The sequence below is a fragment of the Streptomyces sp. NPDC001851 genome (assembly GCF_040297165.1).
In the GTDB taxonomy this organism is placed as follows: domain Bacteria; phylum Actinomycetota; class Actinomycetes; order Streptomycetales; family Streptomycetaceae; genus Streptomyces.
The window spans coordinates 171,903-185,430 of record NZ_JBEOYR010000015.1 but is presented as its reverse complement, the minus strand read 5'-3'; the positions used below and the strand labels follow the sequence as shown (position 1 = coordinate 185,430).

The 13,528-nt window shown below is 74.4% G+C and carries 10 protein-coding genes; 5 read left to right on the top strand and 5 right to left on the bottom strand.

The features are described from left to right. The first annotated feature begins 31 nt into the window (after positions 1 to 31). Both efeB and ABT171_RS23410 read left to right on the top strand, forming a co-directional pair. Positions 32 to 1,303, top strand: a complete 1,272-nt coding sequence (gene efeB, locus ABT171_RS23415) for an iron uptake transporter deferrochelatase/peroxidase subunit (protein WP_351246857.1) — start codon at positions 32 to 34, stop codon at positions 1,301 to 1,303. Between the two features lie 83 nt (positions 1,304 to 1,386). Continuing rightward, positions 1,387 to 1,863, top strand: a complete 477-nt coding sequence (locus ABT171_RS23410; RefSeq protein ID WP_351246757.1) for a DUF5709 domain-containing protein — start codon at positions 1,387 to 1,389, stop codon at positions 1,861 to 1,863. Positions 1,864 to 1,963: 100 nt separating this feature from the next. Here ABT171_RS23410 and ABT171_RS23405 read toward each other — a convergent pair whose 3' ends face one another. Then, a complete protein-coding gene (locus tag ABT171_RS23405; protein ID WP_351246755.1) occupies positions 1,964 to 2,170 on the bottom strand; it encodes a hypothetical protein in 207 nt (68 codons plus the stop codon). 196 nt (positions 2,171 to 2,366) lie between these two features. On the opposite strand from ABT171_RS23405, the gene ABT171_RS23400 reads away from it, so the two are divergent. Both ABT171_RS23400 and ABT171_RS23395 read left to right on the top strand, forming a co-directional pair. Continuing rightward, positions 2,367 to 4,214: a glycoside hydrolase family 15 protein gene (locus tag ABT171_RS23400; protein ID WP_351246753.1), complete on the top strand. Its 1,848-nt coding sequence runs from the start codon at positions 2,367 to 2,369 to the stop codon at positions 4,212 to 4,214. Between the two features lie 85 nt (positions 4,215 to 4,299). Then, on the top strand, positions 4,300 to 4,533 hold the full coding sequence (locus ABT171_RS23395; protein ID WP_351246752.1) for a hypothetical protein: 234 nt from the start codon (positions 4,300 to 4,302) through the stop codon (positions 4,531 to 4,533). Between the two features lie 50 nt (positions 4,534 to 4,583). Here the strand turns inward: ABT171_RS23395 and ABT171_RS23390 are convergent, their stop codons facing one another. Beyond that, entirely contained in the window at positions 4,584 to 7,208 is a 2,625-nt protein-coding gene (locus ABT171_RS23390) for a SpoIIE family protein phosphatase (protein ID WP_351246750.1), read from the bottom strand. A 197-nt stretch (positions 7,209 to 7,405) separates the two neighbouring features. Next, positions 7,406 to 9,916 (bottom strand): SpoIIE family protein phosphatase, encoded by a 2,511-nt coding sequence (locus ABT171_RS23385; protein WP_351246748.1) that lies wholly within the window; start codon positions 9,914 to 9,916, stop codon positions 7,406 to 7,408. Positions 9,917 to 10,158: 242 nt separating this feature from the next. On the opposite strand from ABT171_RS23385, the gene ABT171_RS23380 reads away from it, so the two are divergent. Further along, positions 10,159 to 11,535, top strand: a complete 1,377-nt coding sequence (locus ABT171_RS23380) for a hypothetical protein (RefSeq protein ID WP_351246747.1) — start codon at positions 10,159 to 10,161, stop codon at positions 11,533 to 11,535. A 326-nt stretch (positions 11,536 to 11,861) separates the two neighbouring features. On the opposite strand, the gene ABT171_RS23375 is transcribed toward ABT171_RS23380, so the two are convergent. Both ABT171_RS23375 and ABT171_RS23370 read right to left on the bottom strand, forming a co-directional pair. Beyond that, complete coding sequence (locus tag ABT171_RS23375) at positions 11,862 to 12,149, bottom strand: DUF1232 domain-containing protein (RefSeq protein WP_351246745.1); 288 nt, start codon at positions 12,147 to 12,149, stop codon at positions 11,862 to 11,864. Positions 12,150 to 12,213: 64 nt separating this feature from the next. Then, on the bottom strand, positions 12,214 to 13,398 hold the full coding sequence (locus ABT171_RS23370) for a hypothetical protein (RefSeq protein ID WP_351246743.1): 1,185 nt from the start codon (positions 13,396 to 13,398) through the stop codon (positions 12,214 to 12,216). Between the last annotated feature and the right edge of the window lie 130 nt (positions 13,399 to 13,528).

The window sequence follows — 13,528 nt, the reverse complement described above, 5'->3', positions numbered from 1 at the left end:
GCACCACGAGCACCCCGAAGGGAACCCGCCGATGCCGACCGCCGACACGCCGACCTGCCCCGCAGGCCCCGCCCGCCGCTCCTTCGTGCGGACCGCCCTGGGCGCCGGTGCCGCCGGAGCGGTCCTGGCCGGCGGCGGCTTCGCCCTCGGCGAGAGCGGCGGCACGGCCGAGGCCGGGACCGCCCACGCGGACAGCAGCGCCAACGTCCCCTTCCACGGCGCCCACCAGGCCGGGATCACCACCCCGGCACCCGCCGCCGCCACCTTCGTCTCCCTCGACGTCATCGCCGACGACCGCAAGGGCCTCACCGACCTGCTGAGGACCATCACCGAGCGGGCCCGCTTCCTCACCTCCGGCGGCACCCCCACCGACCTGGGCGTCGGCGCGCCGCCCTCCGACAACGGCATCCTCGGCCCCGAGGTCCCCTCGGACGCCCTCACCGTGACCGTCGGCGTCGGCGCCTCCCTCTTCGACGACCGCTACGGCCTCGCCAAGGCCAGGCCCGCCCGGCTCACCCCGATGCGGACCTTCCCCAACGACAACCTGAACGCCGCCGAGTGCCACGGCGACCTCTCCCTGCAGATCTGCGCCCAGAGCCAGGACACCGTGCTGCACGCCCTGCGCGACATAGCCCGGCACACCCGGGGCGCCATGCAGATCAAGTGGCGCATCGACGGCTTCCAGAACGCCCCGCGCCCCACCGGCGCCCAGCGCAACCTGCTCGGCTTCAAGGACGGCATCGCCAACCCGGACGTCACCTCCGCCCGCGAGACCGACAGGCTGATCTGGGTCGGCGACGGCCAGGGCGAGCCGGCCTGGACCAAGGGCGGCAGCTACCAGGTCATCCGGATCATCCGGATGCTGGTCGAGTTCTGGGACCGGGTCTCGCTCACCGAGCAGGAGAAGATGTTCGGCCGCCGCAAGGACACCGGCGCCCCGCTGGACGGCGCCCAGGAGACCGACATCCCCCAGTACGCCAAGGACCCGCACGGCACCGCCATCCCGCTCGACGCCCACATCCGCCTCGCCAACCCGCGCACGGCCCAGACCGACAGCTCCCGGATCCTGCGCCGCGGCTACAACTACGACCGGGGCGTGGACAACGTCGGCAACCTCGACATGGGCCTGGTCTTCTGCTGCTACAACCAGGACGTCAAGCGCCAGTTCGAGGCCGTACAGACCCGGCTGATCGACGAACCCCTGGTCGACTACATCTCCCCGACGGGCGGCGGCTACTTCTTCGCCCTCCCCGGCGTGCGGGACACCGGGGACTGGCTGGGCCGGGGCATGCTCTCCGCCTGACGCCGCCCCGATCGCGCGGGGTTGACGGCGCGGCTGCGGGAAACGCGGACGAGGACCGCACGCGAGCCGAGAAGGAGGCGACCATGAGCGACCGGCCGTCCGAACAGACCCCGATGGCGGACGACGCCTACCAGCCCACCGGTACCAACGAGGAACAGGAGGACGCCGGTCCCCTGGACCTCCAGGACGCACTCGACGAGCGCACCTACGACGACGTCCTCGACGAGGGCTACTCCCCGCCCGAACGCCCCCTCGGCGTCACCAGGCAGGGCACCACCGCCGCCGAGCAGCACGCGGGGGAGACCCTCGACGAACGGCTCGCCCAGGAGGTACCCGACGCCCAGCCCGCACCCGGTGACGAGATCGGCGACCTGCCGGGCGGCGAGGGGGAGCCCGTCGACCCCGAAGCCGGCGGGTCCCGCGCCGGCCGCCTGGTCGCCCCCGACGAGGGCGCCCATCCCCAGACCGTCAAGGAGGAGGTCGCGAGGGACGTGGGCGTCGACGGGGGAGCGGCGGGCGCCGAAGAGGCGGCCGTACACGTGGTGGAGGAAGAAACCTGAGCGACCCGAAGGGCGGGGCCGCATGTCGCATACGCCCCCGCCCTTCAGGTCGGCTGACGCGCCCCCGTTCGATGTGAGTCCCTTGTTTCCCCGGACCGCCCTACGGCAGCAGCCTCTCGATGGCTGTCGGGCCCTCCTTCTCCATCTTGCGGCGTGCCCAGGCCAGGTTCTTCGGATTGACGTCCCTGCCCGCCGCCATCACCAGGTCCTCCGGGGTGATGTCCCGGGAGGGAGCGGAGTGGAGCAGGGCGTCCGGGGTGCAGTGGTCGTCGGACGACCGGGACTCGTCAGGTGTGGATGTCGACATGATGCCTCCTCCTCGGTCCGGATGACCGCATCCGTGCCGGTGCCGCCGAACGGGGCACACTCTCACCATTGCCCGCATCCGCGGACCCTGCATCTCCAGGCGCCGGGGAAGCGGGTGAGGAGCGCCTTCCCAGCCCGCCGCGAAGCACTCGCTCCTAAGCTGGAAAACATCTCGCACCGCTCACCGGGAGGCCGCGATGGCCGAGACCCCGTTTCCGGAGGACGTCCGCGACAGCCCCCGCTGGCTGCCGATCGCCGAGCACGGACTCATCGGCGACCTGCGCAGTGTGGCCCTGGTCGGCACGAACGGCACCATCGACTGGTACTGCTGCCCGTCCTTCGACGCCCCCAGCGTCTTCGCGGCCATCCTCGACGCCGAGCGCGGCGGCTCCTTCGAGCTGGCCGCCGCGGTACCCGCGCGAACCAAGCAGTTCTACTTCCCCGACACCAACGTACTGATCACCCGGTTCTTCACCGAGGACGGCGTGGGCGAGGTGCAGGACTTCATGCCGGTGACCTCCGACGGCGCGGCCGTACAGGGCGATGCGGGGCGGCACCGGCTGATCCGGCGCGTGGTCTGCGTCCGCGGCACCGTGCCGTTCCGGGTGCTGGTCGCCCCCCGTTTCGGCTACGGCGCCGTCCCGCACACCCTGAAAACCGTCGCCGGCACCGTCGTCTTCGAGTCCGCAGAGCGCTCACTGTCGCTCACCTCCACGGTCGTCCTGGAGTGCGACGCCCGGGACGCGCGCGCCGACTTCAAGCTCGCCGAGGGCGAGACCGCGGTCTTCGCCCTCGACCAGCTCGGCGCCGCCGTGGCCCCCCGCGGCTGCGCCCACGCCGAGGCCGAGCACGAGTTCAACGCCACGGTCGCCTACTGGCGCCACTGGCTGCACCAGTCCCGCTACCGGGGCCGCTGGCGCGAGATGGTGCACCGCTCCGCCCTCACCCTGAAACTGCTCACCTACGCCCCCACCGGCGCCATCGTCGCCGCCCCCACCACCAGCCTGCCCGAGCAACTCGGCGGCGAGCGCAACTGGGACTACCGGTACGTGTGGGTCCGCGACGCCGCCTTCGCCGTCTACGCCCTGCTGCGGCTCGGCTTCGCCGGCGAGGCCGAGGCCTTCATGCGGTTCCTGACCACGCACATCACGCCCTGCTACGACTCCGCCTCCGGCCCGCTGCAGATCATGTACGGCATCGACGGCCGCTCCGATCTGCCCGAGCGCGTGCTGCCGCATCTGGCGGGCCACCTCGGCTCGGCCCCGGTCCGGGTCGGCAACGCCGCCGCCGGCCAGCTCCAGCTGGACATCTACGGCGCGCTGATCGACTCGATCTACCTGTACGACAAGTGGGCCCAGCCGATCTCCAGCGGCCAGTGGGACGACGTGTGCCACCTGGTCGACTGGGTGTGCGACCACTGGGACCAGCCCGACGAGGGCGTGTGGGAGACCCGCGGCGGCCGCAAGAACTTCACGTACTCGCGGCTGATGTGCTGGGTCGCGATCGAGCGGGCCATCCGCCTCGCCAACCGGCGCGGACTGCCCGCCGACCACCGGCGCTGGCGGCAGGCCCGCGACGCGATCTACCGGCGGATCATGGCGCGCGGCTGGTCGGAGCGGCGCGGCGCCTTCGTGCAGTACGAGGGCGGCGACGTCCTGGACGCCTCCCTGCTGATGATGCCCCTCGCCAAGTTCATCGCCCCCACCGACCCCAAGTGGCTGTCCACCCTGGACGCCCTGACCGAGGACCTGGTCTCCGACTCCCTCGTCTACCGCTACGACCCGCAGGCCAGCCCCGACGGACTGCGCGGCGACGAGGGCACCTTCTCCATCTGCTCCTTCTGGTACGTCGAGGCCCTGGTGCGGGCCGGCCGGCTCGACGAGGCCCGGCTGGCCTTCGAGAAGATGCTCACCTACGCCAACCACCTCGGCCTGTACGCGGAGGAGATCGGCCGCACCGGCGAGCAACAGGGCAACTTCCCCCAGGCGTTCACCCATCTGTCCCTGATCAGCGCCGCGTTCAACCTCGACCGCGCCCTGGGCTGACTCGGCTGTGTACCGCCAGGTCGCCCGGGTACCCGGTGCCTGCCAACGACTACATCCACACAGGTCCGCAGAAGGAGGAGGCCCGATGACCAGCACCAGCGAGACCGGTGGCGTCACCGGCACGCGCGACAAGAACTACGACCTGATCTGGTACGTCGAGGCGTGCCTCGACAACGCCCTGCGCCTGGAGACGTACATCCAGGACGCCGAACGCGAGCACGACAGCGAGCTCGTGGACCTGTTCCACAAGGCACAGGCCGACAGCCGCAAGGGCGCCGAGATGGGGAAGCAGCTGCTGCGCTCGCGGTTGAGCGCCTGACCGCCTCCTCCGCGCAGGCGAGACGGGAACCCGGAACAGCCCCCGCCCTGTCAGGGCAGGGGCTGTTCCGCCCAGATGATCTTGCCGTGCGGGGTGTACCGGGTGCCCCAGCGCTCGGCGAGCTGCGCGACCAGGAACAGGCCCCGGCCGCCCTCGTCGGTGCTCGCCGCGTACCGCAGATGCGGTGAGGTCGTGCTGCGGTCGGAGACCTCGCAGATCAGCGTCCGCTCGCGCAGCAGCCGCACACCGATCGGGCCGCGCCCGTAGCGGATGGCGTTGGTCACCAGCTCGCTCAGGATCAGCTCGGTCGTGAAGTCCAGCCCCGTCAGGCCCCACTCGGCGAGCCGCCGGGTCACCGACGACCGGACCTCCGACACCGCCGCCGGATCGGACGGCACCTCCCACTCGGCGACCCGGTCGCCGCCCAGCACCCGGGTACGGGCGACGATCAGCGCGACGTCGTCGCTCGGCCGGGCCGGCAGCCGGCCCAGCACGGCGCGGCAGGTGTCCTCCGGCGAGGCACCCGGCGTGCCGCGCAGGGCGTCGCTCAGCAGATCGAGCCCCACGTCGATGTCCCGTTCGCGGTCCTCCACCAGCCCGTCCGTGTACAGCACCAGCCGACTGCCCTCGGCCAGCTCCAGCTCGGCCGTCTCGAACGGCAGCCCGCCAAGACCCAGCGGCGGCCCCGCGGGCACCTCGGGGAACTCCACCCGGCCGTCGGGGTGCGCCAGCGCGGGCGGCGGATGGCCGGCCCGGGCCAGCGTGCAGATCCGTGCGACCGGGTCGTAGACCGCGTACAGACAGGTCGCGCCGGTGATCGCGGCGGCGCCGTCCGCGGCGGTCTCGTCCTGGTCGATCCGGCCGACCAGCTCGTCCAGCAGCCCGAGGAGTTCGTCGGGCGGCAGGTCCAGCGCGGAGAAGTTGTGCACCGCCGTACGCAGCCGGCCCATGGTGGCCGCCGCGTGCAGTCCGTGCCCCACCACGTCCCCCACCACCAGCGCCACCCGCGCACCGGACAGCGGCAGCACGTCGAACCAGTCGCCGCCCACCCCGGCCTGCGCCGGCAGATAGCGGTAGGCGATCTCCAGCGCGTCCTGCTCGGGCAGGCTGCGCGGCAGCAGACTGCGCTGCAGGGTGACCGCCATGCTGTGCTCGCGCGTGTACCGGCGGGCGTTGTCGATGGACACCGCCGCCCGGGCGACCAGCTCCTCGGCGAGGGCCAGCTCCTCGGCGTCGAACGGCTGCGGCTTCTCCGCACGCCAGAAGTTCGCCACGCCCAGCACCAGACTGCCCGCCCGCAGCGGCACCGTGATCAGCGAGTGGATGCCGTACGCCAGGACCTGGTCGGTGCGCTCCAGGTCCTGCGCGCGCCAGCCGGGCGCCTCGCGCAGCCGGGGCACCAGCACCGACTGCCCGGTGGTCAGGCTGCGCGCCTGCGGCGAGGTGGGCACGAACCGGATCCGCTCGCCGACCGGGAACAGCGGTGAGTCCTTGCGGACACCGGCGCACGCGGCACGGCGCAGCGCCGTGCCCGGCCTCGGCTCCTCACCGTGCAGCACCGCGTCGAACAGGTCGACGGTCGCGAAGTCCGCGAACCGGGGCACCGCCAGCTCCGCCAGCTCCTCCGCGGTACGGCCCACGTCCAGGCTGGTGCCGATGCCCACCCCGGCGTCGTACAGCATGTTCAGCCGTTCCCGCGCCACCTCCGCACGGCCGGACAGGGCGCGCAGCTCGGTGGAGTCGCGCAGCGTGGTCACGCTGCCGGCCGGGCCGCCGCGCAGGTCCGTGGGGCGCTGGTTGATGGCCAGCAGCCGGTCCTTGACCAGGTGCACCTCGTCCGTGGCCACCCGGCCCGAGGCCAGCAGCGCCGCCGTCTCCTTGTCCAGCCCCAGCTCCAGCACGCTGCGCAGCTCGGCGTCCTCGGGCAGGTCCAGCAGCCGGTGCGCCTCGTCGTTGGCGAGCAGCAGCCGGCCGTCGCCGCCGACGATCAGCACACCCTCCCGGACCGCGTGCAGCACCGCGTCGTGGTGCTCGTACATCCGCGTCATCTCGTACGGTCCGAGGCCGTGCGTCTGGCGCAGCAGCCGTCTGCTGACCAGGGCCGTGCCCGCGGTGGCCAGTGCGAGCGCCGCCGCTGCCGCCGCGAGTAGCAGGGGCAGTTGCTGGGCGGCGGCCCCGCCCACGTGCGCGGTGGTGATCCCGGCCGACACCAGGCCCACCACCGTGCCGCCCGCGTCCTTCACCGGCACCACGACCTGCACCAGCGGACCTATCGTGCCGTTGACGTGCTCGGTGACCGTCCCCCCGGCCAGTGCCGGGCCGATCGTGCCGACGAACTTCTTGCCGATGCGGTCGGGCTTGGGGTGCGTGTAACGGATGCCGTCGGTGTTCATCACGACGATGAAGTCCACGCCGGTGGCCTTGCGGGCCGCCTCCGCGCGCGGCTGCAGCACGGCCGTGGGATCGGGCGAGCGCAGCGCGGCGACCGTGCCGGGCGCGTTCGCGAACGTCTCGGCGACGGCGAGCGACCGGTTCCGCGCCTCCCGGTCGGTGTCGTGCCGCACTTGCAGCACCTGCGCCACCACCGCCGAGACGACCAGCAGCAGCACGATCACCACCTGGAGGACGAACACCTGTCCGGCGACGCTGCGCCCGGTCACCGCCGACCGCAGCATCCCGGGCCGGCCGCCGCTCCCGTCCGGACCGTCGGGCCGCGGGCCCTGCGGTGCGCGCGGGTGCCCGAAAGGACGGGGCGGCCGAGTCGCAGGCCTGCCGGGCAGTCGCACCATGTGCCCATGTCTACACTGCCCGGCGCCGTCAGGCGAGACTGTGGTCCGCGCCGACGGCCGCCCGAGGGCGCGGCCCGATCCGGTCATCGCTGACGCGGGGCGGCCGAACGGCGGGCGGCGAGCAGCAGCGCCACGTCGTCGGGGCGGTCGGCGGCATGCCGGGCGGTGGCCGTGAGCCGGTCCGCGACCCCGGCCAGCGACCGGCCGCCCCGCCGCCCGGCCGCGGCCCCGGCCCGGTTCAGCGCCAGCCGCAACGCCGTGATGCCGTCGTCGATGTCCGCGCCCGGCCGCTCCACCAGCCCGTCCGTGTACAGGGCGAGGATCGCGTCCGGCTCCAGCACCAGCTCGGTCACCGGGTACCGGGCCCGCGGGTCCACCCCGAGGACGACACCGCCCGGGAGGTCCAGCACCCGGGTCGGCCCGCCGGGCGGGCGCAGCAGCGGCGGCGGATGCCCCGCCCGGGCGATCCGGGCCAGGCCGGTGGCGGGGTCCAGCCGCAGATAGCAGCAGCTGGCGAACTGACCGGGGTCCAGGTCGATCAGCAGGTGGTTGGTGCCGCTCAGCACCTCGTCGGGCGGCCGGTCGCCCAGCGCGAACGCGCGCACCGCGCTGCGCAGCTGCCCCATCGTGGCCGCCGCCTGCACCCCGTGCCCCTGCACATCGCCGATCACCAGCGCGAGCCCGTCACCGGCCTCGACCACGTCGTACCAGTCGCCGCCCACGTCCATGCCCTGCGTGCCCGGCAGATACCGGCCCGCGGTCTCCACCCGCGGATGCGCCGACAGCCGGCGGGGCAGCAGAGCCTGCTGCAGGCCGCGGGCGAGGGCCGCCTCGCTGTCGTAGCGCTGCGCCCGCTCCATGGCGTGCGCGATCAGCCCGGCGAGCGCGGTGAGCACCGTACGCTCCTCGGTGCTGAAGCTGCGCTGCCGTTCGAAGCCGAGGATGCAGGAGCCGACCGGCCGGCCCGACGCGATCAGCGGCAGGAAGGCGCGGGCGCCCTCGTCGGCGTCCAGCGGGATGCCCGGGTAGGCGGCCGCGATCTGCTGCATCGACTCGAAGAACAGGGGCCGGCCCGTGGTGAGGGTCTCCACGCCCGGCACCCGCGCGTCGAGTCCGATTCCCTCGAACGGGGCCAGGAACCCCTGCGGGAAACCGGTCTCCCAGGCGAGGTACAGATGCCGCTCCTGCAGCAGGTAGATGGCGAGGCGCCGGCCGCCGAACGCGGGCAGCAGCTCCTGCATCACCACGGCCGACACCTGCCGGGCGGTCACCGCGTCCGTCAGCGCGATGGCCAGGGCGATCGGCCGGTACAGGGGGGTCATCGAGGGGCCCGCCGCCGCGGTGTCCTCCGGGACATGCTCCTCGACGACCGGTTCGACCGGTGTGTCCATGCGGCTGGCCGGGACGAGCGTGCAGGTCAGCAGGTCCTCACCGGGATGCACCGACACGGCGAGCCAGTCGCCCGCACCCGGTCCGGCACGGTCGTCGGCCGGCCGGCGCACATGGAAGTGCACCGGCTCGGGGGCCAGCAGGGCGCCGCGCAGATGGTCGTCGTACGGCGGACCGGCCAGCCACGGCATCGCCTCCCACAGCGGCTGCCCGAGCAGCCGCGCGCGCTCCCGGCCGGCGAGCCGGGCCGCGGCCTGGTTGGCGTACACGATCAGACCCACCCGGTCCACGCAGAACACCCCCTGGGGCAGCAGGTCGGCCGCACCCTCCGCGGAGACGGCGGGACCGGGCTCGAACAGCACCCCGCCGACCCGCTCCGCCGGCCCTTCCCCGGCGGCCGCCCACAGGTGCAGCAGCCGCGGCGTGCCGTCCCGTCCCCGCAGGCACAGGGGCGCGGCGGGCGGCTGCCCGGCGGCGGTGTCGCGCAGCGCGGCCAGGATCCGGTGCGCGTCGTGCGGGGCCACGGCGTCCGCGAGCGCCTCGTCACTCCCCAGGACATCACCGGGGCGCATCCCGAGGAGGCCGTACAACCGCTCGTCCGCGCGTACCGCGCAGCTCCCGGGATCCCAGTCGAACCGCGCCACGACCGTCTGCGCGGGCCGGCGCGCCGGCGGCCGTACGCACAGCGGCTCACCGTCCCAGACGACCGCGCCGGCGTCCCCGTCGGCGAGTGCGAGCAGCTCGGCGCCCAGTCCTTCGGCCAGCCGGGCGAGCAGCTCGGGGTCCAGCAGCTCGTCCGCCGTGTCCGCGACCGCCGGGTGCAGCACCGTCAGCACCCCGAGCGGTTCGCTCCCGCCCGGCACCGGGACGTGCACCGACCCGAACGGGAACGGCAGACCCGCGGCGAACTGCGGGTACCGGCGCACCGTCTCGGCGGCGTTCGGCAGTACCACCGGCACGCCCAGGCGATAGGCGTCGGCTACGGGGAAGGGACGGCCGACGTGCAGCCGCCACCAGGGCCGGAACAGCGGACCGGGCAGCCCCGCGAGCACCGCGAGACGCAGCAGGCCGGTGGTACCGGACCGCAGATACACACCCGCCACCCGGCCGCCGGCCGCGCCGAGCGCGCCGGTCGAGGCCTCGGCCAGCAGTGCGGCCAGCCGGGTCCGCGTACGGACCACCTGCTCACCACCGCTCCCAGCCATCGCCCCTGCCTCGTCCCATGCGCCTTCGGGTGGATGACACAGCAAGAATGCGCCCGGAGGACCATGCGACGCACCTGGGAGGCGGCGGTGGACCGGGAGCGGGCCCGCACCCACCGGGCCGTCTCACACCAGTGCCCCACCGGAGTGGCGGGCCCACCGACCGGCTCCTAGTAATGGAGTGCGTAATGCCGCGGCCGTGTGCGGGGGCGCGGCCGCGCCCGCACCCTGCGACTGGAGCCGAGATGACGACCCGTTCTCCGTCCCCCCGTCCCGACGACGCCCTCATACCCTCCGCACCGGTCCTCGCCCCGTCCCCCCAGCTCCTGACGCGGCCGGCGACGCCGCCGGAGCCGATCCCCCGGTCGCCCGACGAGAGCCCTCCCGACAGCCCCCGCGAGCTGTCCGCCGGCCCCGCGCCCGCCGACGCCCCGCACGACGACGCGCCGCACGACGACGCGCCGCACGACGACGCGCCGCACGACGACGCGCCGGGCCAGGACGATCTTCCGTACGACGACCCGTTGCAGGGCCTGGTCCGCGCGGCCGTCGCCGACCGCCCGCTCGATGACGTCGTACGGCTCATCACACTGCTGGAGAACTCGCCCGAGCACCCCCGGGCCACGGCCGACGCGCTGCGCGCGATCGGCGTCGACCGGCCCGTGGAGGACCTCGCCCGCTTGGTGGCCCTCCTGACCGAGCCGCCGCGGGACACCGACAGCGCCGACGAGGTGATCCGCGCCGCCGCCGAACGCCGGCCCCTGGACGAGGTGGCGCGGCTCGTCCAGCTGCTGCACCGCGCATCCGTGCAACCCCACTGCGGTCAGGCCGCGCTGCGGGCCGCGGCCGCCAACCGGCCCGTCGAGGAACTCGCCGAACTGATCGCCCGGCTGGCCGCGGACAGCCCCGGCCAGGAGACCCTCCTCTTCGAGACCCCGCTGCCCAGCGCCTCGCTGCTGGAGACGCCGTCGCCGGAGCCGTCACACCCCGATCCCGCCGCCCTCGCGGCGACCGAACCCGCGTCGGCGGAACCCACATCGGCGAAGCCCGCGCCGGTCGGACCCGCCGCCGTACCGGTGGCCGTGCCCGACGACACGGCCGCGGCGGCCACCGACGCGAAGAGCGGGCCGGGGCAGGACCGGCCGGCGAAGGGCGGGCCTGCCGACGGCCGGCCGGTGGGGCTTCACCCGGCGAAGGGCCGGGACCAGGACGCCCGCGACGCCGTGGCTCCTGCCTGGACGGTGCGCGGCGCCGCGCTGATGGTCTTCCTGTGCGGGGTCGCCCACGCCCCGCGCTCCTGGCCCGTAGCGTCCCACGGCGTCCTCCCGGCCACCGTCCTCGCCTCGGTCCTGTGCCTCCTGCTGGCCCTCGCGCTGCCCGCCCGCTCGCCGCAGGCCCGGCTCGTCGCGGCGACCGCAGCGCTCGGCGTGACGGCGGCACTCGCCGCCGGGCAGGTGCTCGGCACGTGGTCCGGCGGCCCCGACCCGTCCCGGCCCTGGGACCCGACCCTGGCCCCTCCGTGGCTCGCCGACACGGCGGCAGCGGTGGCCGCGCTCGCGGCCCTGGCCGTGCTGCTGAGCACCCTGGTGGAGGGCAACACCCGCCGCGCGGGCCCGGGCTGACCCGGACCGCCGGGCCCGCCGCAGCACCTCCGCGGAGATCCAGCAGAAGGACCCCAGCGCCCCGGCCGTGCCGGCAGCGGTCTTCCGCACGACCGTGCGGCCCCGCACGAGGGCAGCCGGGCGGGGGAGTCGGCCAGGTCGAAACCCGGCACCGGCGCGCCGTCCTGGAAGGCGAGCCGGCCGCTCGGCACCGCACCGGAACGCCCGGGCGGCCACGGTGAACGCGCGCACGACGCCGATGACCACGGCCACGTCCGGGGCCGTCGGCGTACCGGGTGCGCCGGTGAACCCGGTTCGCATCGCTCCACGCCGAGGCCCGCGGCGGTTCAGGTCTCGGTCGGACCGGGCGGCAGCGGCCGGGCGGCGCGCAGGCTGCGCAGCGCCAGCAGCAGGACGGCGATGTCGTCCAGGTAGACGGGGTCGGGCAGCAGGTCGGTGGGGAGCAGCAGATAGGCGACCGCGCCCCAGAACACCCAGCGCGGCCCCGTCGGCAGCCCGGCCCGCCGCAGCGCGCGCCGGGCGCGCACCAGCCGTACGAGCAGTCCGAGGGCGACGACGAGCAGCACGGCCGCGACGGCGGCGCCGATCACCAGCAGAGTAGTGGCGGAATCCATCCGGCCTCCTCCTTCCGGCCTCCGAAGAGACGGCTACGGCGACCTCCTGCTCCTACCCAGACGGTTACGACTGCCGTTCCGTGCCGTCGGCGGTGTCCTGGGAGTCCGGCGGCTGACGGCGGCCCCTGGCCGCGGACTTCAGCCGCTCGAACGTCCGCGTCAGCGGCTGCAGCGCACCCGGTGTCCGGGGCTCGGACCGCTGCTGCGGCAGGGCGGGGGCGGGGACGTCACGGTAGGCGGCGAGGGCCTCCAGGGCCTGCTCGGCGGCCTCCTTGTACAGGTCCCGGGACTTCGTCATCGCCTCCAGCGCTTCGGCGTACACGGCGACCAGCCGCCGCTCACGCTCCAGCTCCTCCTGGACAGTCATCAGGGTCCAGTTCTCCCGCAGATCGGTCAGCGCCTCCTCGACCCCGTCCGGCATCGGCCGGGGCAGGGCGACGAAGTGCCGCAGGGCCGCGACGAGTTCGGCCGGTTCGGAACCGTCCAGGAAGACGCTGCGCACGCGGTGCTCGCGGCCGTCGTAGCCCTCCGGAGCCGGATCCGGAGGCAGCAGTACGGCGCCGCCGCGCGGCACCTCGACACCGAGGTCCTTCAGTGCCCAGTTGACGGCACGGAACTGGTGCGGCGCGGCGCGGTGTTCGACGACCCGGTGCCGCAGGCCCGGCGGCAGCAGCCGGGCCAGCGGCAGCCGGCCCTGCTCGTCCGGGGTCATCGCCTCGTGCACGACGACGTTGACACACCACGCCTCGCGCGCCGCCTCCCGCAGTCTGCGCCGCATCTCCTTGTCGTCCGCGGGCAGCGCGTTGACCTGCTGGAGGCGCACTCCGGAGAGTGTGGCGTGATGGTCCCAGGAGCCGTCCTCGCCCGCACCGCCCGCGGGCCAGAACAGGGTCGCCGGTGAGGGCCACGCCTCGTCCCACGGGCGCTCGGCCTCCGCGACGAGCCGCCACTCGTGCCCCTGTGGCCGGCCCGCGCGGGCCACAAGGGTGAGCCGGGCCCGCACGGTGACCGTGCCGCCGCCCCGCCAGCGCGCCTCGAAGACCCGCCGGTCCGGCGCCTGGACCACGGGGGAAGCGGCTGCGGGGGATTCGCCGACGGGGGGTTCGGCGAAGTCGTCGATGTCCCCGTTCTCCTTGTGCCTGCGCAGGGTGCGGCGGACGACCTCCTCGGGGGCGGGACCGGTGTGGCGGCCGCGGGCCGCCCACAGGGTCTGCGGGATGGTGGCGCGGTCGGTGACGGAGTTCGACATGAGCCAATCTGCTGATGGGGGCGGGTGCGTCTCCCAGTATCACCGCTCACCCGCACGTCACGTCGTCCGGGGCGGGGAGACGGCGCGTGGCGGATTCCGCACGCCTCGCGCACGGGACGCGCGCCGTGCA